This window comes from Streptomyces sp. NBC_00285 (genome assembly GCF_036174265.1).
Classification (GTDB): domain Bacteria; phylum Actinomycetota; class Actinomycetes; order Streptomycetales; family Streptomycetaceae; genus Streptomyces.
Map to the genome: position 1 here is coordinate 7,871,489 of NZ_CP108055.1, position 23,882 is coordinate 7,895,370.

A 23,882-nucleotide genomic window follows, 5' to 3' on the forward strand; every position below is an offset into this window, starting at 1 on the left:
ATGCTGTCAGCTCCCCGTACGGTGGCGATATGGGTGACGTGACGGATATACGCGAGCGGCGGGGCCCGGCGACTGTGGTGTCCCGGACGCCGTACGAGAGGAGCGAGGGCAGGGCCGTGTCGCTGTTCTGGCGGATCTTCCTTCTCAACGCCGTGGGCCTCGTCGTCGCCGCTGCGCTGCTGCTGGGCCCGATCACCGTGTCGACGCCGGTCCGGCAGGGGGAGGCCGTGGTCGTCCTCGGGGGGCTGGCGCTGCTGCTGGCCGCCAACGCCGCCGTACTGCGCGTGGGGCTCGTCCCGCTCCAGCGGCTGGGGCGGGCCATGGCCGCCGCCGACCTGCTGCGCCCCGGGGTGCGCGCGCCCGTTTCCGGTCCCGCCGAGACGGCCGAGCTGATCACCACGTACAACACGATGCTCGACCGGTTGGAGGCCGAGCGGGCGACCGGCGCGGCCCACGCGCTGTCCGCGCAGGAGCGGGAGCGGCACCGCATCGCGCGCGAGCTGCACGACGAGGTCGGGCAGACCCTGACCGCCGTGCTGCTCCAGCTGAAGCGGGTCGCCGACCGGGCGCCGGCGGTGCTGCGCGAGGAGGTGGGGCAGGCGCAGGAGGCCACCCGGGCGGGGCTCGACGAGATCCGCCGGATCGCGCGCCGGCTGCGGCCCGGTGTGCTGGAGGAGCTCGGGCTGCCGAGCGCCCTGCGGTCTCTGGCGGGCGAGTTCACCACGCACGGACTGACCGTGCGCCATCACGTCGGCGGCGATCTGCCCCGGCTGACCGAGGAGTCGGAACTGGTCGTCTACCGGGTGGCCCAGGAGGGGCTCACGAACACCGCGCGGCACTCTGGCGCCGAGCGCGCCGAAGTCCGGCTCCAGCCGGTCGCGGGGGGAGTCGAACTCCTTGTGCGGGACAACGGCACCGGGCTGGGCGGGGCGCCCGAGGGGGCCGGGATGCAGGGCATGCGGGAGCGGGCGTTGCTGGTCGGGGCCGTGTTCTCGGTGGAGCCCGGGCCAGGGCGGGGCACGGACATCCGGTTGCGGATACCGGTCGCCGAAGGGGTGCGCTGATGTCCGGGCCGACGCGCGTACTGCTCGCCGACGACCACACGCTCGTACGGCGGGGAGTCCGGCTGATCCTGGAGGGGGAGCCGGATCTCACGGTCGTGGCCGAGGCCGGGGACGGCGCCGAGGCGGTCGAGCTGGCGCGCGCGCGTGAGGTCGATCTGGCCGTGCTGGACATCGCGATGCCCCGGATGACGGGACTCCAGGCGGCCCGTGAACTGTCCCGGCGGCTGCCCGACCTGCGGATCCTGATCCTGACGATGTACGACAACGAGCAGTACTTCTTCGAGGCCCTCAAGGCCGGGGCCAGCGGATACGTCCTCAAGTCCGTCGCCGACCGCGATCTCGTCGAGGCCTGCCGGGCAGCCGTGCGCGACGAGCCGTTCGTCTATCCCGGCGCCGAGCGGGCCCTGGTCCGCTCCTACCTCGACCGGCTGCACCGCGGCGAGGACCTGCCCGCGCGGGCCGTCACCGAGCGCGAGGAGGAGATCCTCAAGCTCGTCGCGGAGGGGCATACCACCAAGGAGATCGGCGAGTTGCTGTTCATCAGCGCGAAGACGGTCGAGCGGCATCGGGCGAACCTGCTGCAGAAGCTGGGCATGCGGGACCGACTGGAACTGACCCGTTACGCGATACGGGCCGGACTCATCGACCCCTGAGCGGGGCCTCGTCGGGGTGGTGATGTGTGGTCAGGGGGGTGTTCGTCGCCGCTCTGCATGGCTCCTGCGAGTCCGGCTGTGGCGGGTGTCGCTGTCGCGTTCGTCGCGCGCTCGACGGGTGCTGGACCCATCGATCGCCCGGCGGGCCTCGTCAGGGTGGTGACGTGTGGTCACGGGCGGCATTCGAGTCCGGCTGCGGCGGGTGTCGCTGTCGCGTTCGACAGGGGCCGGGCTCATCGATCCTGAGCGGTGCGGTGACGTGGGGTCACGGGCGGCGTCTGTCGGTGCTGCGCCTTCGCCGTACGACGTATGCCCCCGCGATCCCGGCTCCGGCGAGCGTCAGCGCCACCCCCACCGCGCGCTCGAAACCGGCGGGGCCCACGCTGCCTCCGGTGCCGCCCTGGACCCCGAGCGTCGGGACGGCCGTCGCCACGCTCACGACGGTGCTGCTCCTGTGGGGCAGGACCTCGCAGGCGATGCCGTCGTCGGGGCCCTGGTCCTCGTCGAGCCGGTTGGGGTCGGTGGTGTCGAGGTCGAACACCGCCTGCGCGTCCTCCTGGTAGACGAAGTCCACGCAGTCCAGGTCTGCTCGGGCGTGTGCGATGCCGGTGAGGGGGCCGGCGGTGGCCAGGACGACCACTGCCGTCCCGGTCAGGGTGGCGCGTATCCGCATGGGGTGTGCCTTTCGGGCGGGGCCTGAACAGCCGTCACCGCGACCCTAGGTACGCGCCCGGCGCCCGGCCCGTGCTGCTGGGCCGAACGGGCGTGGGATCAGAGCAGCGCCTCCCAGTCGCCTTCGAGGCCCGCGGTGTTCAGGAACAGGGCCTCCACGGGATCCGGCTGATGCTCCAGGGGCCGGAGCGGTTGTTCCGTCCAGATGCACTTGCCCGTGCGGGTGTAGCGGGCGCCCCAGCGGGTGGTGAGGGCCGAGATGAGCTGCAGGCCCCGGCCGCCCTCGTCGGTCTCCGTTGCGCGGCGGATGCGGGGCATGGTCTGGCTGCCGTCGTAGACCTCGCAGATCAGCTCGGCGCTGTGGAGGAGACGCAGGCGTATCGGGCCGCGGGCGTGCCGGACCACGTTGCCGACCAGCTCGCTGACCAGCAGCTCCGAGGTGTGGGCCAGGTCGTCCAGGTCCCAGACCGCCAGCTGTTCCCGGACGTGGCGGCGGGCCTGACCCGCCGCCCTCGGGTCGTCCGGCAGCGGCCAGGACGCCATCCGCTCGGCGGGCAGCGCGTGCAGCCGGGCCACCAGGAACGCCGCGTCGTCGGCCGCCTGCTGGTCCGTCGGCAGCAGACCGGCCGTCAGCGTGTCGCACAGGCGTTCAAGGTCTACGGTCGTCCCGTCGGCGTGTGCCGCGCTGAGCAGGCGGGCCAGGTCCGCCATGCCCTCGTCGATCTCCCGCTTCGCCGATTCCACCAGCCCGTCGGTGTACAGCACGAGCAGGCTGCCCTCGGGCACCTCCAGCTCGACCGTCTCGAAGGGCGGCTTCGCCGCGCCCAGTGGCGGGTCGGCGTCCGGCTCCGGGAAGTACACGGTGCCGTCGGGCCGGACGAGCGCGGGCGGCGGATGGCCGGCCCGGGCGATGGAACAGACCTGGGTCGTGGGGTCGTACAGCGCGTACAGGCAGGTGGCGTACGACGCCTCGCCCATGCCGCCGACGATGTCGTTGAGGTGGCCCAGGATCTCGTCGGGCGGCAGTTCCAGGTCGGCCAGGGTGTGCACCGCGGTGCGCAGCCGGCCCATGGTGGCCGCCTCCGGCAGACCGTGGCCCATCACGTCGCCGACGACGAGGGCGACCTGTCCGCCGGACAGCGGGATGATGTCGTACCAGTCGCCGCCCACGTCCGCACCCGGCCCGGCCGGCAGATAGCGTGCGGCCGCCGTGCACGCGGGAAGGTCGGGCAGCGCCTGGGGGAGCAGGCTGCGCTGGAGTTCCCGGGACCGGGTGTGCTCGGCGTCGTAGAGCCGGGCCCGCTCCAGGGACTGGGCGACGAGCGCGCTGATCGTGGTCAGCAGGGCGCGTTCCTCGTCGTTGAGCAGCCGCGGCCGGTCGAAGGCGACGACGCACACGCCGAAGGTGTGCCCGGACGCCGTCATCGGCAGGAACGCCCAGGAGTTCTTGTTGCCGCGCGCGGGGAAGCCGGCCAGTGCGGGATAGCGGGCGGCGTACTCGTGCGCCGAGGACATGAACAGGGGGACGCCGGACGCGATCGTGTCCCAGGCGGGGTCCCCGGCTGACGACCGGGGGCGGCTGTCGAGGAGGGCGACGAATTCCTCGGGGTAACCGACCGCGCCGACATGGAGGAGCCGGTTGCCCTCGATGGCCTGGACCATGAGCCCCGCCGCCGCGAACGGGGGCAGCACCCGCCGGGCGACGGCCTCGACCACGTCCCGCGAGGTCGTCGCCTTCGCGAGATCCGTGGTCAGCTCGGCGATCCGGACCATCCGCTCGGCCGCGGCGCGTTCGGCCGCCTGCCGTTCCTCCGCCAGCCGGCGCTTCTCGGTGACGTCCTGGAAGTAGAGGGTGTGCCCATCGGGCCCCGGCACGAGACGGACGTGCAGCCGCCGTTCGCACGCCGCGAGGGGCACGTCGAAGCCGGCGGGCCGGTCCTCGGCCGCGGCCTCCAGACAGTTGTCCCGCACACCGGGGACCTCGCGCATGGCCGGCAGGTCCCACAGCAGCCGTCCGAACAGTTCCTCCTCGGAGAAGCCGAGGAAGCGTTCCGCCTCCAGGTTGGCGAAGGTGATCCGCCACTCGTCGTCCACTGCGAGGAAACCGTCGCTCATATGTCTGAGGGCCCGGCTGAGCGCGTCCAGGGCGCTGCGCGACTCGTCACTCTCCCAGCCGACGCCGATCATCCGGAGCGGCTCGCCCTGCTCGTCGTAGGTCGCCCGGCCGCGGGCCTGCGTCCAGCCCCAGGTGCCGTCCAGGCGCCGTACGCGGTACTCGGCCTCGTAGACGGAGTGGTCGAGGATCGCCTGCTGCGCCGCCGCGAGGGTGGGCGCCAGGTCGTCGGGGTGGACGATCCGCATCCAGTTGTCGATCCTGCCGGTGAAGTCGGCCTGCGGGGTGCCGTACAGCTCCAGTGCCGCCTCGTCCCAGATCAGGTCGCCGTTGCGGATGTCCCAGTCCCATGAACCGACCTGGACCTCCTTCAGGGCCTGCCGCAGCCGCTCACCGCTCAGCTCCGCCTGGGTGGGACCGGACGGCGGCGGTGCCTGCGTCATGCGGTCCTCGGTCCAGGAGACGACGTCCCGCAGGAAGTCCCAGTGCTCCGGGGTGGGTTCGCCCCGCTCACCGGCCAGGACGGTCAGCGCGCCGATGCTGCGCCGGCCGCTGAACACCGGGAGGGCGGCCAGGCCGGTGCCGGGCCAATGAACGTCCCGCTCCGCCTGGTCCGGGCCGGCCGCAACCCACACGCCCTTGCCCTGCTGGAGCGCGCGGGCCGGGGCCAACGGGCCCTCCTGATCGACGATCTCCCAGGACCGGGTGAGGGCGGGCGGCAGACCGACGGACGACACCAGACGCAGGGCGGACATCGGGCCGCGCAGGTGCATGGTCCCGCCGAGCGCGCCTAGTTCGCCGACCACGTGCCCGAGCGCGAGCCGGAAGACCTCGCTCTCCGTCGCGCCAGGGGCCACCGTGCCGAGAAGAGCGAGCCGCGCGTTCATGGTGGGAACCTATCGTTCCCGTTTCCGTTCGAAACCTCCTTCACCGTTTCCGACCGGCGGAGCTCTTCCGCTGCGGTGCCTCAACTGCCGTTGATGTGACGCAAGTTGTTGAAATCTCGACCGTGTACCGTGCGCATCGGACGGGCAGGTTCCGATTATGAGGAGCGGCGTGGACATCGGTGTCTTCATCCCCATCGGCAACAACGGCTGGCTCATCTCGAAGAGTTCACCGCAGTACCTGCCGACCTTCGAACTGAACAAGGCCGTCGTGCAGAAGGCCGAGGAGCACGGTTTCGACTTCGCCCTGTCCATGATCAAACTCAAGGGTTTCGGCGGCGAGACGGAGTTCTGGGACCACTGTCTGGAGTCGTTCACGCTGATGGCCGGTCTGGCCGCGGTGACCGAGCGGATCAGGCTGTACGCGTCCACGCCGATCCTCGCCCTGCCGCCGGCGATCGTCGCCCGCATGGCGGTCACCGTCGACTCCATCGCTCCCGGCCGCTTCGGCGTCAACATCGTCACCGGCTGGGCGCCCGGCGAGTACACGCAGATGGGCGTCTGGCCCGGCGACGAGCACTTCGGCAACCGCTACGCGCGGGCCGTCGAGTACGTGACGGTGATGAAGGAGCTGTGGAGCGAGGGCGTCAGCAACTTCAAGGGCGAGTTCTACGAGATGGACGACTGCGTGCTCTCACCGCGCCCGGCGGGCGGGCACATCGACATCGTCGCCGCCGGGCAGAGCGGCACCGGCATGCGGTTCGCCGCAGGGCACGCGGACTACAACTTCATCCTGGGCAGCGGCGTCAACACCCCGCTCGCCTTCGCGGACAGCGCGGCCACGCTGGTGGACGCCGCGCGGGAGAGCGGCCGTGACGTCGGGGCGCTGTCGCTCTTCATGGTCATCGCCGACGAGACCGACGAGGCCGCCCGCGCGAAGTGGCAGGACTACCACGACAACGCCGACCGCGCGGCGCTGGCCTACATGGCGGGGGAGTCGGCCACGGACACCACCGCCGACGACTCCTCCACGGCCCGCACCATCGTGCTGCCGGAAGGCGCCGTGAACTTCAACATGGGCACGCTCGTCGGGTCGTACGAGAGTGTCGCGGGGATGCTCGACGAGATCGCCGGGGTCGAGGGGACCAAGGGGATCATGCTGGTGTTCGACGACTTCCTCGACGGCATCGAGCAGTTCGGGACGCGGATCCAGCCGTTGATGACATCGCGGGAGGGGCGGGCGTGAGGAGAGGCCGGTGCTGTCCCGCACCGGCCTCTTCCCGCGAACCTCACCAGGTGGATCAGTCCGTGCCGAACTCCATGGCGGCCCGGTCCAGCAGGGCCTCGTCCTCCGAGACCTCGCCGCGGGACGCGATCGCCTCGGCGCCGCCCTCGGGGAGCTCCGGCATGGTGCCGATCAGGCCGGTCGCGGCCGCCTGGGAGGCGCCGATGGTCGGGCTGCCGGTGCCGATCAGGCCGAGGCCGGCGTACTGCTCCAGCTTGGCGCGGGAGTCGGCGATGTCGAGGTTGCGCATGGTGAGCTGGCCGATCCGGTCCACGGGACCGAAGGCCGAGTCCTCGGTGCGCTCCATCGACAGCTTGTCCGGGTGGTACGAGAACGCCGGGCCCGTGGTGTCGAGGAGCGAGTAGTCCTCGCCGCGCCGCAGGCGCAGGGTCACCTCGCCGGTGACGGCCGCGCCGACCCAGCGCTGCAGCGACTCGCGGATCATCAGGGCCTGCGGGTCCAGCCAGCGGCCCTCGTACATGAGACGGCCCAGGCGCCGGCCCTCGTTGTGGTACTGGGCGACGGTGTCCTCGTTGTGGATCGCGTTGACGAGACGCTCGTAGGCGGCGTGGAGCAGGGCCATGCCGGGCGCCTCGTAGATGCCGCGGCTCTTCGCCTCGATGATCCGGTTCTCGATCTGGTCGGACATGCCGAGGCCGTGCCGGCCGCCGATCGCGTTGGCCTCCATGACCAGGTCGACGGCGGAGCCGAACTCCTTGCCGTTGATGGTCACCGGGCGGCCCTGGTCGAAGCCGATCGTCACGTCCTCGGGCGCGATCTCGACCGACGGGTCCCAGAACCGCACGCCCATGATGGGCTCGACGGTCTCGATGCCGGTGTTGAGGTGTTCGAGGGTCTTGGCCTCGTGGGTGGCGCCCCAGATGTTGGCGTCGGTGGAGTACGCCTTCTCCGTGCTGTCCCGGTACGGCAGCTGGTGGGCGACCAGCCACTCCGACATCTCCTTGCGGCCGCCGAGCTCGGTCACGAAGTCCGCGTCCAGCCAGGGCTTGTAGATCCGCAGGTTCGGGTTGGCGAGCAGGCCGTAGCGGTAGAACCGCTCGATGTCGTTGCCCTTGAAGGTCGAACCGTCGCCCCAGATCTGGACGTTGTCCTCCATCATCGCCCGCACCAGGAGCGTGCCGGTGACCGCGCGGCCCAGCGGCGTGGTGTTGAAGTACGCCCGTCCGCCCGAGCGGATGTGGAACGCCCCGCAGGTGAGCGCGGCCAGCCCCTCCTCGACGAGTGCGGCACGGCAGTCGACCAGGCGCGCGATCTCGGCACCGTAGGCCTGCGCGCGACCGGGCACCGAGTCGATGTCGGGCTCGTCGTACTGGCCGATGTTGGCGGTGTAGGTGCAGGGGATGGCGCCCTTGTCGCGCATCCACGCGACGGCGACGGAGGTGTCGAGACCGCCGGAGAAGGCGATGCCGACGCGCTCGCCGGCGGGGAGGGACGTGAGGACCTTGGACATAGGAAGATTATGCATCAGAACGCATGGTCATGCAAAGTCCCTGATCGTCGTCCCTGGCGTGATTCAGGTCATCCCCTCCGGCCGACCGGGCGTGCGCGGTGGGACAGGCCGGCCGCGTGGCCGATGGGGTAGCGCCCCGGTGAGTAGGGTCCCCGCCGGGTGCTGGGGGAGGGGTCTTCGCGCAACGCCTACCCTTGAGCCATGACCAGCAGCAGCGACCGGAGCACGGCAGTGGACGTTTCATCTCCGAAAACGTACGAAGTGCGCACTTATGGGTGCCAGATGAACGTCCATGACTCCGAGCGATTGTCCGGACTGCTGGAGGAGGCGGGGTACGTAGCCGCGCCCGAGGGTTCCGACGGGGACGCGGACGTCGTCGTCTTCAACACCTGCGCGGTCCGGGAGAACGCCGACAACCGGCTGTACGGCAACCTCGGCCGGCTCGCGCCGCGAAAGACCTCCCGGCCCGGTATGCAGATCGCGGTCGGCGGCTGTCTCGCCCAGAAGGACCGGGACACCATCGTGAAGAGGGCGCCCTGGGTGGACGTCGTCTTCGGTACGCACAACATCGGCAAGCTGCCGGTCCTGCTGGAACGCGCGCGCGTGCAGGAAGAGGCGCAGGTCGAGATCGCCGAGTCGCTGGAGGCGTTCCCCTCCACCCTGCCGACCCGGCGCGAGAGCGCCTACGCGGCCTGGGTGTCGGTCTCCGTCGGCTGCAACAACACCTGCACCTTCTGCATCGTCCCGGCCCTGCGTGGCAAGGAGAAGGACCGTCGTACCGGCGACATCCTCGCGGAGATCGAGGCCCTGGTGGATGAGGGCGTCTCCGAGATCACGCTGCTCGGGCAGAACGTCAACGCGTACGGCTCCGACATCGGCGACCGCGAGGCCTTCAGCAAGCTCCTGCGGGCCTGCGGGACCATCGACGGCCTGGAGCGGGTCCGCTTCACCTCCCCGCACCCCCGTGACTTCACCGACGACGTCATCGCCGCGATGGCCGAGACACCGAACGTGATGCCGCAGCTGCACATGCCGATGCAGTCCGGCTCGGACACGGTCCTCAAGGCGATGCGCCGCTCCTACCGGCAGGAGCGCTACCTCGGGATCATCGAGAAGGTCCGTGCCGCCATCCCGCACGCGGCGATCACCACCGACATCATCGTGGGCTTCCCGGGCGAGACCGAGGAGGACTTCGAGCAGACCATGCACGCGGTCCGCGAGGCCCGCTTCACCCAGGCGTTCACCTTCCAGTACTCCAAGCGCCCCGGCACCCCGGCCGCGACCATGGAGAACCAGATCCCCAAGGAGGTCGTCCAGGCGCGCTACGAGCGCCTCGTCGCCCTCCAGGAGGAGATCTCCTGGGACGAGAACAAGAAGCAGGTCGGCCGCACCCTGGAGCTGATGGTCGCCGAGGGCGAGGGCCGCAAGGACGGCGCCACCCACCGCCTCTCCGGCCGCGCCCCCGACAACCGCCTGGTCCACTTCACGAAGCCCGACGAAGAGGTCCGCCCGGGCGACGTGGTCACGGTCGAGATCACCTACGCCGCTCCCCACCACCTCCTCGCCGAAGGGGCCGTCCTGGACGTGCGCCGCACGCGCGCGGGTGACGCCTGGGACAAGCGGAACGCGGCCGAGGCCGCCAAGCCCTCGGGTGTCATGCTGGGCCTCCCGAAGATCGGGATTCCCGAGCCGCTGCCTGCGGCCACGGGCGGCTGCGCGGCGCACTGAGCGCTCGCCGTCGGTCATGCAGGAGGGGCGGGGCATGGGGCGCTGGGTGATTCTGGTCGACCGCAGTATGGGGAACCACCGCGACGTCGATGAGGTGGCGCACTTCGAGGGCACCAGGGACGAGGCCAGGGCCCGCCTGTACGAGCTCGCCTGCACCCACCGTCCGGGCGGCGGCCGGCGCCAGAAGCGCCGGCAGGTCTACCGGATCGGGGACGGGGACGCCTACTACGTGAGCATCGAGGCTCTGATGGCCACGATTCGCGTGGAATACCGGCTGGGTGAACTGGCGTGGAGCACTCATCCCGAGTCGTGGCCCTGGGCCTGGAAGTAGGCTGCCGATCATGCTTGTAGCAGCCGCTGTCTGCCCCTGTCCGCCCCTTCTCGTGCCGCAGGTCGCCGCCGGGGCCGCGGCCGAGCTCGCCGGGGCCAGGGCTGCCTGCGCCGACGCACTGGGCGTCCTCGCCGCGGCCCGGCCCGACCGCCTCGTCGTCGTGGGGCCCGCCGAACAGAGCGGGCGCGGCCCGCACCCCCAGGGCGCCAGGGGCTCGTTCAGCGGCTTCGGCGTGGACGTGGACGTACGGCTCGGACCGGAGCGGGGGCCGGCCCCGCAGCGCCCGCTGCCGACCTCTCTCGCCGTTGCCGCCTGGCTGCTGGAGCGCACCGGCTGGTCGGATGCCCCTATCGAGGGACTGGGCGTGGGGGAACCGCTGGAGGCCGAGCGGTGTATTGAGACCGGGAGAGGAATCGCCGCCCGGGCCGAGCGGGTGGCGCTGCTGGTGATGGGCGACGCCAGCGCCTGCCGCACGCTCAAGGCACCCGGCTATCTCGACGAGCGTGCGGCCCCCTTCGATGCGGAGGTCGCGCGTGCGCTGGGCGCGGCCGACGTGGCGGCCCTGCGTGCGCTGGACGCCGAGCTGGCGTACGAACTGAAGGCCTCCGGCCGGGCGCCCTGGCAGGTCCTCGCCGGCGCGGCAGAAGGCGCGGGCCTGGGCGGCTCGCTGCTGTACGCGGACGCCCCGTACGGCGTGGGGTACATAGTCGCGACCTGGTCCTGAGGGCTGTAGGAGTCCCGCCCCGGGAGCGTTCCGGAAACGGCGGACGGCCGGGAGCGTGTGCCCCGCGGCCGTCCGCCGGTGTGCCGGGTCGTCGGTCAGGAAGCCGGCGGGGGTGAGGCCGGCGGCGTGCCGCCACCCGGCCCCTCCGTGCCGTCCTGGTGCGCGAGTCGGTCCATGGCGTCCTTGGCCTTGCCCGTTCCTGTCTGGATCCGGTCGCTGTACTTGCCCTTGGTTTTCTCGTCCACGACCTTCGCGGCCCTGTCGAGACCGTGCTGGATCTTGTCCCCGTGCTGCTGCGCGAGGCCGGAGACCTTGTCCTTCGCCGGGTGGAGCTTGGCCTTGAAACTGTCCAGGAGACCCATCGTGCACCTTTCCGAGCGGGGCGGTTATGTGCGGGCGCCCTCGCCGACCTCACGGTCGGCCGCTTCCTCGGCGGACTGCTGCTTGGGGATCTCGACGCCCTCGGCGGTGTCCCCGACGGCCTCCGTCGCCGTCGAGCCGTCCGCGTCCTTGGCTCCGGCCGCCTCAGCTCCCTCGGCCTCGCTGTCGGACCCGGCCTCGGCCTCGGTCGGCTCCTTCGCCTCCGCCGCCTCGTCCGCCGTGGGCTCCGCCGTCTGGGTGTCGGCCTGAGCCTCGGCGGTTGACGCCTCCTCCGTAGCCTTCGACCTCCGGAGAAGTCGTGCGAAAACGCCCATATTCACTCTATATGTTACTCGTGCGGGGGAAATCCCGCGTCATCCGGTGCGCCCGTGTGCGCCACCCGGATCGCCGCCCCCTTGGGCAGGGCGGCGGAAACCACGCAACTGGCAACGACCCCCGGCCCGTGCCGTCACGTAACTCGTTCGAGGTGGTGCCCGGAGGTTTGCGAGACTGTGGCAGTGAGCAGCGCACCCCCCGCCCCCCGCGTCATCGCCGTCGTCGGACCCACTGCGGCCGGAAAGTCCGATCTGGGCGTTTTCCTCGCCCAGCGGCTGGGCGGCGAGGTCGTCAACGCCGACTCCATGCAGCTCTACCGAGGGATGGACATCGGCACCGCCAAGCTGACGCCCGAGGAACGCGACGGCGTCCCACACCACCTCCTGGACATCTGGGACGTGACGGTCGCGGCGTCCGTCGCCGAGTACCAGCGGCTCGCCCGCGCCAGGATCGACGCACTGCTCGCCGAGGGCCGCTGGCCGATCCTCGTCGGCGGCTCCGGGCTGTACGTCCGCGGGGCCGTCGACAACCTGGAGTTCCCGGGCACCGACCCCGAGGTCAGGGCCCGTCTGGAGGAGGAACTCGTGCTGCGCGGCTCCGGCGCCCTGCACGCCCGCCTCGCCGCCGCCGACCCCGGGGCCGCGCAGGCGATCCTGCCCAGCAACGGCCGCCGGATCGTCCGGGCCCTCGAAGTGATCGAGATCACCGGCAAGCCCTTCACCGCCAACCTCCCGGGCCATGACTCCGTTTACGACACCCTCCAGATCGGCGTCGACGTCGCCCGGCCCGAGCTCGACGAGCGCATCGCCCGCAGAGTCGACCGGATGTGGGAGGCGGGTCTCGTGGACGAGGTGCGGGAGCTGGAGGCGCGAGGGCTCAGCGAGGGGCGCACGGCCTCGCGCGCGCTCGGGTACCAACAGGTGCTCGCGGCGCTCGCGGGGGAGTGCACGATGGAAGCGGCGCGGGCCGAGACCGTCCGGGCCACCAAACGCTTCGCGCGCCGTCAGGATTCATGGTTCAGGCGCGATCCGCGGGTGCATTGGTTGAGTGGGGCTGCGGCACATCTCACAGAACTTCCGCAGCTCGCACTGGCGTTGGTCGAACGACCGGTCACAGCCTGATCACGTCATGGCATCGGGACGCTCCGGCCGTCATCCCGGCCTCCGGCGCCGTGCCATCATCGAGCTTCGATCGACCAAGTGGAGTCCGAGTTGGGAGGGCGCGTGGCGATGGAGGCCGGCCCTCGCGACACCGCACAAGGCACCGAGCCCCGCACCGTCGAGAGCGGTGAAACGGAGCAGGACGGCGACCGTCTGAGCCCCGACGGACCCGACGAGGTGCAGGGCGGTGTGACCGACGACGGTCCCACACCCGAGGAGATGTTCGCGGCCGGGGAAGAGGTCGAGGTCGAACTGCGCCCGCAGCGCCGCCTGCGGATCTGGCAGCTCGCCCCCATCGTGTCGCTGGCGGCCCTCGGCTCCCTGATGTTCGCCTTCCCGCTGGCCTTCGACTTCGGCGACAGCGGAGCGGTCATCGCGATGCTGGGCCTGCTGATCTGCTCCTGTGCGGCGGGCTGGGGAACGACGGCCGCACGCCGCGTTGGTTACACGTGGCCCGGGCTGCCCTCGCGGGGCTCGGGAAGGCGCTCCGACTGGCGGGTCGTCCTCGCATACGTGCTTCTGGTGGCCGTGGTGGTCGTGCTCGCGGTCTGGCGGGTGGCGAGGTTGCGCTAGGGCGGGTTTCGACACTCCCGCCCGCCCGGCGCGCACTCCGCCAGAGGGGGATTCCCGCCCCCGCCGGCGGCCTCGCCCTGTACTGGAGCCCTTCACCTCGCCGGCCGCCTCCGGCCCGTCCTGCGGCGGACGACGCCCCTGCCGAAATGCATCCTGGGGGCCTTCAGAGGCCGCCCGACCATGTCGAGGTGCGGCTCCGCCGTCCCAGCTCGACCGGGCCCCACCGGCCCGCGCCGTACGATCGACACATGAGCACCCGGATCGCCTTCCTCAAGGGTCATGGCACCGAGAACGACTTCGTGATCGTCCCCGACCCCGAGAACACCCTCGACCTCTCACCGGCCGCCGTCGCCGCGATCTGCGACCGCCGCGCCGGCATCGGCGGTGACGGTCTGCTCCACGTCGTGCGATCCGTGTCACACCCCGAGGCCGCCCACATGGCGTCCAAGGCCGAGTGGTTCATGGACTACCGCAACGGAGACGGCTCCATCGCCGAGATGTGCGGCAACGGCGTACGCGTCTTCGCCCGCTACCTCCAGCACGCCGGACACGTCACGGAGGGCGACCTCGCGGTGGCCACGCGCGGGGGCGTGAAGGCCGTGCACATCGACAAGGCCGGCGATGTCACCGTCGGCATGGGCAAGGCCCTGCTCCTCGAAGGGGACGTCACGGTGAGCGTCGGCGACCGTGACTGGCCCGCACGGAACGTGAACATGGGCAACCCGCACGCCGTCGCCTTCGTGGACGACCTCGCGCACGCCGGTGACCTGTACTCCCCGCCGCCCTTCAGCCCGGCCGCCGCCTACCCGGACGGGGTGAACGTGGAGTTCGTGGTCGACCGCGGCCCCGGCCACGTCGCCATGCGCGTGCACGAGCGCGGCTCCGGCGAGACCCGTTCGTGCGGCACGGGCGCGTGCGCCGTCGCCGTCGCCACGGCCCGCAGGGACGGCGCCGACCCCACGGCCACCGGCACGCCGGCGACGTACACCGTGGATGTGCCCGGCGGCACACTGGTGATCACCGAGCGGTCGGACGGCGAGATCGAGATGACCGGCCCCGCGGTGATCCTCGCCGAGGGCGAGATCGACGCCGACTGGCTCGAAAACGCGGTTCGTTGACCATATGAATCACGGCACTGGGAGCATCGGAGGCGTGGAAGCGCAGCCTCCGTCGTCCTGTGTGGTGCGAAAACATGGTCGTCCGCGGTTAAGACGGCGCGAAATCGTAAACCTGTAAACCTTCGCTCGAATGGGTGATCCGTTTCACGCTCGCCGAGAGGCGGTCAGCCGGGCGTGATGGGCTCGGTAGCATCAAGCACCGGCCCGGACGGGGGACAGATGCCATCCCCTGAGCCGTGTCCGCCATGGGGCACCCCGTCCGCCGGTCCACAGCCGGAGGTGCCCATGAGTGCGGAGGCCACGAACCCCGCGACCCCAGGTCCGGTGACCGGTGCGGCCGCTCGCTGGCGGGCGCGGATCGACCTGCGCCGCCTGGGCCGCGCCGCGCTGCTCGGCCCCGCCGCCCGCGACCGGATGCCCGACGCCATCGGCCATGTCGCCGAGGCCCACCGCGCTCACCACCCTGACGCCGATCTAGAGCCCCTGCGCCGCGCCTACGTCCTGGCCGAGTCCTCGCACCGCGGCCAGATGCGCAAGAGCGGTGAGCCGTACATCACACACCCGCTCGCCGTGACGTTGATCCTGGCCGAACTCGGCGCCGAGACCACCACGTTGACGGCCTCCCTGCTGCACGACACCGTCGAGGACACCGAGGTGACACTCGACCAGGTCGGCGAGGAGTTCGGCGCGGAGGTCCGCTTCCTCGTCGACGGCGTCACGAAGCTGGAGAAGGTCGACTACGGCGCCGCCGCCGAGCCCGAGACCTTCCGCAAGATGCTCGTCGCCACCGGCAACGACGTCCGCGTGATGTCGATCAAACTCGCCGACCGGCTGCACAACATGCGCACCCTCGGTGTGATGCGCCCCGAGAAACAGGCCCGCATCGCCAAGGTCACCCGCGATGTCCTCATCCCGCTCGCCGAGCGGCTCGGCGTCCAGGCGCTCAAGACCGAACTGGAGGACATGGTCTTCGCGATCCTCCACCCGGAGGAATACGAGCACACGCGGGAGTTGATCGTCGACAACGCCTCCCGCGCGGACGACCCGCTCGCCGAGGTCGCCGACGAGGTACGGGGGGTGCTGCGCGAGGCCGGTATCCAGGCCGAGGTCGTCATCCGGCCACGCCACTTCGTCTCCGTGCACCGGACGGGCCGCAAGCGCGGCCGGCTGCGCGGCGCGGACTTCGGCCGCCTGCTGGTCCTGGTCGGCGAGGACGCGGACTGTTACGGCGTCCTGGGCGAACTTCACACCTGTCTGACGCCCGTCGTCTCGGAGTTCAAGGACTTCATCGCCGTACCGAAGTTCAACCTGTACCAGTCACTGCACACCGCTGTGGCCCGTGGCGACGGCCAGGTCGTCGAAGTCCTCATCCGCACCCACCAGATGCACAAGGTCGCCGAGGCGGGAGTGGTCGCTCTCGGCAATCCGTACGCTTCCCCCTCGGACCCCTCGGAGGAGCAGGGCGCGAGCCCCGACGAGGAGCGGGTGGACCCCACCCGGCCCGGCTGGCTCTCGCGTCTCCTCGACTGGCAGGCGGCCGCCCCCGACGCCGACACCTTCTGGTCCACCCTCCGCGAGGACCTCGCCCAGGACCGTGAAATCACCGTGTTCCGGCCCGACGGCGGCACCCTGGGTCTGCCCGAGGGCGCGACCTGTGTGGACGCCGCGTACGAGCAGTACGGCGAGGACGCGCATGCGTGCCTCGGCGCCCGCGTCAACGGCCGTCTGGCGACCCTGAGCACCGTTCTGAAGGACGGCGACACCGTTCAGCTCCTCATGGGACAGGACCCGGCCGCCGAGCCCTCCAAGGAGTGGCTGGAGCACGCGCACACGGCTGCGGCCCGGATCGCGATCCAGCGGTGGATCGCGACGCATCCCACGCCCCGGGCCCCGCACGACCCCGAGGAGCGGAACGGGGCGGAAGCGCTGACCGTCGAGGAGGTGCAGGCCGCGCGAGGGGAGGCGGAGCGCGCGAAGCTCTCCCGGCCGGCCGCCGCCGAGGCACCCGCGGGCGACACGCCCGACCGCGCGGGCCGGAGCACCGCGGAATCACCGGTCCTCGACGACCCGTCCGCCCGCCCCGGCACCGCCAACGCCCTCGTCGACCAGCCCGGAGCGACCGTACGCCTGGCCGGCTGCTGCACGCCCGTACCGCCCGACGAGATCACCGGCTTCGCCGTGCGCGGGGGAGTGGTCACCGTGCACCGCGTGGAGTGCGCCGCGGTGGCGCGTATGAAAGACGTGGGGCGCAAGGAGGTCGACGTGCGCTGGGGTGACGCCGCCGAGTGCCGGGTCACGCTGTTCGCGGAATCGTTCGGCCGCCCGCATCTCCTCGCCGACCTCACCGAGGCCATGGCGGGCGAGGGCGCCGAGATCGTCTCGGCGACCGTCGAACCCCCCAGCCAGCAGCGGGTGCGTCACACGTACACCGTCCAACTGCCGGACGCGGCCCTGCTGCCGTCCCTGATGCGGGCGATGCGGAACGTGGCCGGGGTGTACGACGTGAGCAGGGCCCAGACGCCCGGGGCCTGACGCAGGCGGCGGACGCGGGTGCCCGTCGATCTCCGCTCCGCCTCTGCCGGCGGCGCCCGCGGACCGCGCCACGCGCGTGTGGCGACCCGCAGGACCTTGTCGCGTCGCCGCGACAGGGCCGGAGGACCCCGTTCGAGTGGGCTGATCGCGCGTCGCCGCCGCGGCACCCGCGCACGCTGCTAACGGTGGTGCATGCCGCTCACCGCCCGCACCCACGCCGGCCCCGCCCACGTCCATCCCACCCCCTCCGGCCTGCCAGGCCCCGACGCCGCCCGCCGCCGTACCGGAACCGTCCGGCGGCGCAAGGCGGCCGCGCTGCTCGCCTCGGCCGTCTCCGTCTGCCTGCTCGCCGCGAGCGCCCCGGCCGCGCCGCTCGGCATCGGGGACCGGCTCTTCCCGCACCTGGGCAACCCGGGCTACGACGTGGCGTCGTACGACCTCTCCTTCACCTATTCCGGCAGCAACAGCAAGCCGCTCACGGCCGTCACCACCATCGACGCCTGGACGACCACCGAACTCGACCGCATCAACCTCGACTTCGCCCACGGCGACGTCCAGTCGGTCGAGGTCGACGGCCGGCCCGCGGCGTTCGCCGGCGCCGACGAGGACCTCGTGATCACCCCCGACGAACCGCTGCCCGGCGGCAGTTGGATGCGGATCACCGTCCGGCACACCAGTGACCCCGTCTCCGCCGACGACCGCGACGGCGGCTGGGTGCGCACCACTGACGGGCTCGCCATGGCCAACCAGGCGGACGTCGCTCACCTGGTCTTCCCCTGCAACGACCACCCCTCCGACAAGGCGATGTTCACCATCCGGGTCACCGCGCCCGACGGCTACACAGCCGTGGCCAACGGTCTGCCCACCGACGTGGACCGGGCCGGCCGGGCGACCACGTGGACATACCGCACCCAGCACCCCATGGCCACCGAGCTCGCGCAGGTCTCCATCGGCCGCTCCACCGTGCTGCGGCGCGGCGGCCCGCACGGACTGCCCGTCCGGGACGTCGTGCCCACCAAGGACCGTGCCGAGCTGGAGCCCTGGCTGAAGAAGACTCCGGAGCAGATCGCCTGGATGGAGGGCAAGGTCGGCCCGTACCCGTTCGAGACGTACGGCATCCTCATGGCGGCCGCCGACACCGGCTTCGAGCTGGAGACCCAAACCCTCTCCCTCTTCGAGAAGGACCTCTTCACCGAGCCCGCCTACCCCAAGTGGTACGTCGAGTCGATCATGGTCCATGAGCTCGCCCACCAGTGGTTCGGCGACAGCGTCAGTCCCCGCACCTGGTCCGACCTGTGGCTCAACGAAGGCCACGCCACCTGGTACGAGGCCCTGTACGCGGAGGAGAAGTCCGGCCGCACCCTGGAGGCCCGCATGAAGGCCGCGTACGGCGTCTCCGACCGCTGGCGTGCCGCGGGCGGACCGCCCGCCGCCCCCAACCCGCCCAAGCCCGGCCAGAAGATCGGCATCTTCCGCCCGAACGTCTACGACGGCGCCGCACTCGTCCTGTACGCCCTGCGCCAGGAGATCGGCCGCAGGTCCTTCGAGAACCTGGAGCGGGCCTGGGTGCAGCAGCACCGGGACGGCACGGCGTCGACCGCCGACTTCGTGCGGCTCGCCTCCGAGATCTCCGGGCGCGACCTCGGCGGCTTCCTCCAGGACTGGCTCTACGGCGAGCAGACCCCGCCGATGCCCGGCCACCCGGACTGGAAGGCCGTGGGGCCCGCCGCACCGGTGAAATAAGGCCGTGACGAGACGCCCCGTACCGTGCGACCATCATCGGGTCGGAGCGGCACGGGGCGCGGGAATCTCACGGGGTACTCGTGCGTTGGAAGACATGACCGCCGAATCGGAATCACCGACGACGTATCGACGACGTAAGGACCCAATGACCTCCTCTTCATCCCCTTCCCAGGACACGCAGCGACTCGCGCACACCTACGCCGAAGGTCTTCGGGCCGATGCCCTGATGGAAGAGGACGTCGCCTGGAGCCACGAGATCGACGGAGAGCGGGACGGCGACCAGTTCGACCGCTCCGACCGCGCGGCACTGCGCCGCGTAGCCGGCCTCTCCACCGAACTCGAGGACGTCACCGAGGTCGAGTACCGCCAGCTCCGTCTGGAGCAGGTCGTGCTCGTCGGCGTCTGGACCACCGGGACCGTGCAGGACGCGGACAACTCCCTCGCGGAGCTCGCCGCCCTCGCCGAGACCGCGGGCGCGGTCGTCCTGGACGGCGTGACCCAGCGTCGCGACAAGCCCGACGCGGCCACCTACATCGGTTCCGGCAAGGCAAACGAGCTGCGGGACATCGTCCTGGAGACCGGCGCGGACACCGTCATCTGCGACGGAGAGCTCAGCCCGGGCCAGCTCATCCACCTCGAAGACGTCGTCAAGGTCAAGGTCATCGACCGTACGGCCCTGATCCTCGACATCTTCGCCCAGCACGCCAAGTCCCGTGAGGGCAAGGCGCAGGTCGCGCTCGCGCAGATGCAGTACATGCTGCCGAGGCTGCGCGGCTGGGGCCAGTCGCTGTCCCGTCAGATGGGCGGCGGCAAGGGCGGCGGCCTCGCCACCCGTGGTCCCGGTGAGACCAAGATCGAGACTGACCGGCGTCGGATCCGCGAGAAGATGGCGAAGATGCGCCGGGAGATCGCGGACATGAAGACCGGCCGCGAGATCAAGCGCCAGGAACGCAAGCGCCACAAGGTGCCGTCCGTCGCCATCGCGGGCTACACCAACGCCGGTAAGTCCTCCCTGCTCAACCGCCTCACGGGCGCGGGAGTCCTGGTCGAGAACGCCCTGTTCGCGACCCTGGACCCGACCGTCCGCAGGGCGGAGACCCCGAGCGGCCGCCTGTACACGCTGGCCGACACCGTCGGTTTTGTACGGCACCTGCCGCACCACCTGGTCGAGGCGTTCCGCTCCACCATGGAGGAGGTCGGCGAGTCCGACCTGATCCTGCACGTGGTGGACGGCTCGCACCCGACCCCTGAGGAGCAGCTGGCCGCTGTCCGCGAGGTGATCAGGGACGTCGGTGCCACCGGCGTGCCCGAGATCGTCGTGATCAACAAGGCCGACGCGGCTGACCCGTTGACGCTCCAGCGGCTGATGCGGATCGAGACCCGCTCCATCGCGATCTCGGCCCGTACGGGGCAGGGCATCACCGAGCTGCTCGCCCTGATCGACAACGAACTGCCCAGGCCGTCCGTCGAGATCGAGGCGCTTGTGCCGTACACCCACGGCAAGCTGGTCGCCCGCGCCCACGACGAGGGCGAGGTGATCTCCGAGGAGCACACGGCGGAGGGCACCCTGCTCAAGGCGCGGGTGCACGAGGAACTGGCCGCGGACCTTTCCCCGTACGTGCCGGCACCGGTGGCCTGAGCGCCGTAGCACTCCTGAGAGGCCCGCCCCCTTTTGACGGGGGCGGGCCTCCGGCATGTCCCGGGCCGCCGGCCACTGGTGACCGGCCGCAGGTCACCGCCATCGTCACCTGGCGCTGCGGTCGGAGGCGGATTTCGGGGGCGGGCGAGGTCAGAGAACGGGCCGGGAACGGTCAGCGACCCGCGAACTTCCCGCTGACCGAGTCGTACACGCCCTCGGCCACCTCACCCAGCCGTGGTCCCGCCAGCCAGCCCGCGCTCACCGGGCCGATCGAGGTGTTGGACACCAGCGCCGGCTTACCGTCCGCACCCGCCGCGACCCAGCCTCCACCCGAGGAACCACCGGTCATCGTGCAGCCGATGCGGTACATCGTCGGTTCCGAGGCGTTGATCGACAGCCGTCCCGGCCTGTCCTGGCACTGGTAGAGCGTCTCCCCGTCGAACGGCGCCGCCGCCGGATACCCGGATGCCGTGATGCGCTCGACCCGCGGCACCGCCGGAGCGCTGAAGTTCACCGGCAGGGCCGAACCGACCGTCTCCTCCAGCGACTTGCCGGTGCCGCCTTCCTCCGGTGTCACATGAATGACGGCGAAGTCGTACGGGGCGCCGTCCCCACCGGTCGGACCCCCCTGCCCGATCCACTGATCCGAGGTCTGGGCCCAGTCGGCCCACCAGACGCCGTAAGGAGCCAGCTCTTTCGCGGTCGCTCCCGCCAACTGCCCGGCAGACAGGGCCTGGTCGTTGTACGACGGGACGAAGGCGATGTTGCGGTACCAGCCCCCGCTGCGGCCCGCGTGCACACAATGCCCCGCCGTCCACGCCAGGTTGGACTTCCCCGGGTGGGCCGGGTCCTGCACGACAGTCGCCGAGCAGACCATCGTGCCCTCCGGGGAGTCGAAGAACACCTTGCCCGCTTCGGGGACGCTGTCGTGGTAGGCGGGCGACGCGGCCTTCGCGTCCACCGGTGCCGGCTCCGGGTCGGTGACACCCTGGTCGCCGGAGAGGTCGCTCTCCCGGACACCCCGGTCGGGATCCTCCGCCCCGCGCATTCGGTCTGGGTCCCACAGCCCCTCGATGATCGGGTTGATGTAGTCCTGGGCCTCCCGCAGCCAGTCGTCCCTGTCCCAGTTCTTCCAGGCGCCGTCCTTCCACTCGTCGACGTCGATCCCGTGCTCTTTGAGCCGGTCCCTGATGTCGTCGGGAATCGTGATCTTGCCGTCGCCCCCGGACGCGGCGGGGGCGGAGGGGGAGGCCTGCACTTTCGGGTCCGTGGCGTCCGAGCCGCAGGCGGTGGCGGTCAGGGTCAGCAGCGAGGTGAAGGCCAAGGCGGCCAGCACGGGGGAGATTCTGCGGCGCGCGCCCCTTTGGCTCTCGCCGCGAGCGGTCAACGACAGCGGTTCGGATCGCATGCTCTGCCTCCCCCTGGTGTGGGCGAACAGGGCGCCAGGGCCTGCGACTTACCGCAGACCTCCCGCGAGTTCGCCTTGCGGCACCGCGCCTTGGAACGGCATCACACACTATGCGCCCGCTGTGGGTGACTTCCGACGGAATCGCAACAGTTTCGTCACGCCAAAGATCTCCGGACAACCCGTAACCCGGTGAGCGGTCCGGGGTTGGTAGCGGTGGGGGCCTGCTGCCGAGCAGACGGGTCGATCCTCCGCGCCCCAATCCCCGGAGATTTCCAGACATCAGGGCATCGGAGCGCCGAGATGTCGAGCAAAGCCTCGCGGGGTTCCGTATGCCGGGGCGGGTGAGTCCGCGAAGGAACCGCTTGACCCTGCACAGCGCGACGACGGGAGAACCATGGCCGTGACCGAGACCGCGCCCGGGGAGGCCATGACGGGACACACATCCGTCGAGCATCCATCGGCCACCCGCGCCGCCCACGAGGGGATCCTGCGGCGCCAGTCGGCCCGTGAGTCGGCGGCCCGCACTTACGCCCGAGCCCTCCCGATCGTCCCCGTCCGCGCACGCGGGCTGACCATCGAGGGCGCCGACGGACGCCGCTACCTGGACTGCCTCTCGGGTGCGGGCACCCTGGCCCTGGGACACAACCACCCCGTCGTCCTCGAAGCGATCCGCAAGGTCCTCGACTCGGGCGCGCCTCTGCACGTCCTCGACCTCGCCACCCCGGTCAAGGACGCCTTCACCACCGAACTGTTCCGCACCCTGCCACCCGGTCTCGCCGACCACGCACGCGTGCAGTTCTGCGGGCCGGCCGGCACGGACGCGGTGGAGGCCGCCTTCACACTGGTACGGGCCGCGACCGGCCGCAACGGACTGCTTGCCTTCGCCGGCGCCTACCACGGGATGACCTCCGGAGCACTTGAAGCATCCGGCGACGCCCTTGACGTACGGGTTGCCCGGCTGCCCTATCCACAGGAGTACCGCTGCCCCTTCCGCATCGGCGGCCGGCTCGGCGCCGAACTCTCCGCTCGCTGGACCGAATCCGTCCTCGACGATCCCAAGTCCGGCGTACCGCTGCCCGCCGGGATGATCCTCGAACCCGTGCAGGGCGAGGGCGGGGTCCTGCCGGCCCCGGACGAATGGATGCGGCGCATCCGGCAGATCACGGCGGACCGCTCGATCCCGCTGATCGTCGACGAGGTCCAGACGGGAGTCGGCCGCACCGGCGCCTTCTGGGCCGTGGACCACAGCGGCATCACCCCCGACGTGATGGTCCTCTCCAAGGCCATCGGCGGCAGCCTGCCCCTCGCCGTCGTGGTCTACCGCGACGATCTCGACGTCTGGGAGCCCGGCGCCCACGCCGGTACCTTCCGCGGCAACCAACTCGCCATGGCCGCGGGTACGGCCACCATGGCCTACGTCCGCGAGAACGCCCTCACCGAACGTGCGGCCACACTCGGCGCACGCATGCTGGACCAACTGCGCGGGCTGGGCCGGGACTTCACTGTGATCGGTGATGTGCGAGGGCGGGGCTTGATGATCGGCGTGGAGATGGTGGAGCCGGAGGGGCGGGGCCCCGCCAGGACCGGTGAGTCCGGTGAGTCCGGTGGGGCTGGTGGGAGTGACGGCTCTGGTGAGTTGGGAAGCCCGGTGGGGCTGGGGGGTGCTGGTGTTGTGGAGGCCGCGGTGATGAGGGGCACTGCCCCCTCGCCTCGCCCTGCTTCTCCGGAGCTTGCCGCCGCCGTCCAGCGGGAGTGCCTGCGGCGGGGACTGATCGTCGAACTCGGTGGCCGTCACGCGAGCGTTGTGCGCCTCCTCCCGCCCTTGACCATCACCGACGAACAGGCGACCGCTGTCCTCGACCGGCTCGCCGACGCCGTGGCAGCGGTGGCCCGTGGCGGTGGTCCTGGTGGTGGTCCTGGTGGTGGTTCGGGTGGTGCTTCTGGCGGTGGTTCCTGTGGCGGGAGGTGATAGCAGCGTCGAGGCCGGAACCTGCGTGACGGGGACGAGCGGGCGCAGTAGCCGACGGATGGTGCTTGCTGCCGGTGCCGGTGCCGGTGCCGGTGCCGGAGCCGGAGCCGGTGTTTGTT

At 71.2% G+C, this 23,882-nt stretch carries 19 protein-coding genes; 13 read left to right on the forward strand and 6 right to left on the reverse strand.

Annotated elements, in window-relative coordinates; all coding sequences use genetic code 11:
* The first annotated feature begins 29 nt into the window (after nt 1-29).
* A complete protein-coding gene (locus OHT57_RS36335) occupies nt 30-1,064 on the forward strand; it encodes a HAMP domain-containing sensor histidine kinase (RefSeq protein WP_443053522.1) in 1,035 nt (344 codons plus the stop codon).
* A complete protein-coding gene (locus tag OHT57_RS36340) occupies nt 1,064-1,717 on the forward strand; it encodes a response regulator transcription factor (RefSeq protein ID WP_328750997.1) in 654 nt (217 codons plus the stop codon). Before OHT57_RS36335 ends, OHT57_RS36340 begins: the two co-directional genes overlap by 1 nt.
* A gap of 265 nt (nt 1,718-1,982) precedes the next feature.
* Here OHT57_RS36340 and OHT57_RS36345 read toward each other — a convergent pair whose 3' ends face one another.
* Together OHT57_RS36345 and OHT57_RS36350 are read right to left on the reverse strand one after the other, a co-directional pair.
* A complete protein-coding gene (locus tag OHT57_RS36345; protein ID WP_328750998.1) occupies nt 1,983-2,390 on the reverse strand; it encodes a hypothetical protein in 408 nt (135 codons plus the stop codon).
* Between the two features lie 98 nt (nt 2,391-2,488).
* The gene (locus tag OHT57_RS36350) at nt 2,489-5,389 is read right to left on the reverse strand and encodes a SpoIIE family protein phosphatase (protein WP_328750999.1); all 2,901 of its coding nucleotides are present in this window, start codon (nt 5,387-5,389) and stop codon (nt 2,489-2,491) included.
* A 169-nt stretch (nt 5,390-5,558) separates the two neighbouring features.
* Here OHT57_RS36350 and rutA point away from each other — a divergent pair, with 169 nt between their 5' ends.
* Nucleotides 5,559-6,632, forward strand: coding sequence for a pyrimidine utilization protein A (gene rutA / locus OHT57_RS36355; protein WP_328751000.1), 1,074 nt, complete (start codon nt 5,559-5,561; stop codon nt 6,630-6,632).
* Between the two features lie 55 nt (nt 6,633-6,687).
* On the opposite strand, the gene argG is transcribed toward rutA, so the two are convergent.
* Nucleotides 6,688-8,142 carry an argininosuccinate synthase gene (argG, locus tag OHT57_RS36360; RefSeq protein ID WP_328751001.1) on the reverse strand — a complete coding sequence of 485 codons (1,455 nt, stop codon included), beginning with the start codon at nt 8,140-8,142 and terminating at the stop codon, nt 6,688-6,690.
* A gap of 201 nt (nt 8,143-8,343) precedes the next feature.
* Here argG and miaB point away from each other — a divergent pair, with 201 nt between their 5' ends.
* The 3 genes from miaB to OHT57_RS36375 are packed head-to-tail and all read left to right on the forward strand — an operon-like array spanning nt 8,344 to nt 10,925.
* Complete coding sequence (miaB, locus tag OHT57_RS36365) at nt 8,344-9,870, forward strand: tRNA (N6-isopentenyl adenosine(37)-C2)-methylthiotransferase MiaB (protein WP_328751002.1); 1,527 nt, start codon at nt 8,344-8,346, stop codon at nt 9,868-9,870.
* Between the two features lie 34 nt (nt 9,871-9,904).
* A complete protein-coding gene (locus OHT57_RS36370) occupies nt 9,905-10,201 on the forward strand; it encodes a hypothetical protein (RefSeq protein WP_328751003.1) in 297 nt (98 codons plus the stop codon).
* A gap of 10 nt (nt 10,202-10,211) precedes the next feature.
* Nucleotides 10,212-10,925: a class III extradiol dioxygenase subunit B-like domain-containing protein gene (locus tag OHT57_RS36375; RefSeq protein ID WP_328751004.1), complete on the forward strand. Its 714-nt coding sequence runs from the start codon at nt 10,212-10,214 to the stop codon at nt 10,923-10,925.
* A 95-nt stretch (nt 10,926-11,020) separates the two neighbouring features.
* Here the strand turns inward: OHT57_RS36375 and OHT57_RS36380 are convergent, their stop codons facing one another.
* Nucleotides 11,021-11,287 carry an antitoxin gene (locus OHT57_RS36380; protein ID WP_328751005.1) on the reverse strand — a complete coding sequence of 89 codons (267 nt, stop codon included), beginning with the start codon at nt 11,285-11,287 and terminating at the stop codon, nt 11,021-11,023.
* 24 nt (nt 11,288-11,311) lie between these two features.
* Nucleotides 11,312-11,620: a hypothetical protein gene (locus OHT57_RS36385; RefSeq protein ID WP_328751006.1), complete on the reverse strand. Its 309-nt coding sequence runs from the start codon at nt 11,618-11,620 to the stop codon at nt 11,312-11,314.
* A gap of 183 nt (nt 11,621-11,803) precedes the next feature.
* Between OHT57_RS36385 and miaA the strand changes: the two genes are divergently transcribed.
* The 6 genes from miaA (at nt 11,804) to hflX (ending at nt 20,386) form a co-directional block, all read left to right on the forward strand.
* Complete coding sequence (miaA, locus tag OHT57_RS36390; protein ID WP_328751007.1) at nt 11,804-12,742, forward strand: tRNA (adenosine(37)-N6)-dimethylallyltransferase MiaA; 939 nt, start codon at nt 11,804-11,806, stop codon at nt 12,740-12,742.
* A 108-nt stretch (nt 12,743-12,850) separates the two neighbouring features.
* Complete coding sequence (locus OHT57_RS36395; protein ID WP_328753427.1) at nt 12,851-13,354, forward strand: hypothetical protein; 504 nt, start codon at nt 12,851-12,853, stop codon at nt 13,352-13,354.
* 248 nt (nt 13,355-13,602) lie between these two features.
* Nucleotides 13,603-14,472, forward strand: coding sequence for a diaminopimelate epimerase (dapF, locus tag OHT57_RS36400; RefSeq protein WP_328751008.1), 870 nt, complete (start codon nt 13,603-13,605; stop codon nt 14,470-14,472).
* A 285-nt stretch (nt 14,473-14,757) separates the two neighbouring features.
* On the forward strand, nt 14,758-17,004 hold the full coding sequence (locus OHT57_RS36405; protein ID WP_328751009.1) for a RelA/SpoT family protein: 2,247 nt from the start codon (nt 14,758-14,760) through the stop codon (nt 17,002-17,004).
* Nucleotides 17,005-17,196: 192 nt separating this feature from the next.
* The gene (locus OHT57_RS36410) at nt 17,197-18,747 is read left to right on the forward strand and encodes a M1 family metallopeptidase (RefSeq protein WP_328751010.1); all 1,551 of its coding nucleotides are present in this window, start codon (nt 17,197-17,199) and stop codon (nt 18,745-18,747) included.
* Nucleotides 18,748-18,892: 145 nt separating this feature from the next.
* Nucleotides 18,893-20,386 (forward strand): GTPase HflX, encoded by a 1,494-nt coding sequence (hflX, locus tag OHT57_RS36415; protein WP_328751011.1) that lies wholly within the window; start codon nt 18,893-18,895, stop codon nt 20,384-20,386.
* A gap of 172 nt (nt 20,387-20,558) precedes the next feature.
* Here hflX and OHT57_RS36420 read toward each other — a convergent pair whose 3' ends face one another.
* On the reverse strand, nt 20,559-21,794 hold the full coding sequence (locus OHT57_RS36420) for a trypsin-like serine peptidase (RefSeq protein ID WP_328751012.1): 1,236 nt from the start codon (nt 21,792-21,794) through the stop codon (nt 20,559-20,561).
* 394 nt (nt 21,795-22,188) lie between these two features.
* Here OHT57_RS36420 and OHT57_RS36425 point away from each other — a divergent pair, with 394 nt between their 5' ends.
* Nucleotides 22,189-23,763: a diaminobutyrate--2-oxoglutarate transaminase family protein gene (locus OHT57_RS36425; RefSeq protein ID WP_443053523.1), complete on the forward strand. Its 1,575-nt coding sequence runs from the start codon at nt 22,189-22,191 to the stop codon at nt 23,761-23,763.
* The last annotated feature ends 119 nt before the right edge of the window (nt 23,764-23,882 follow it).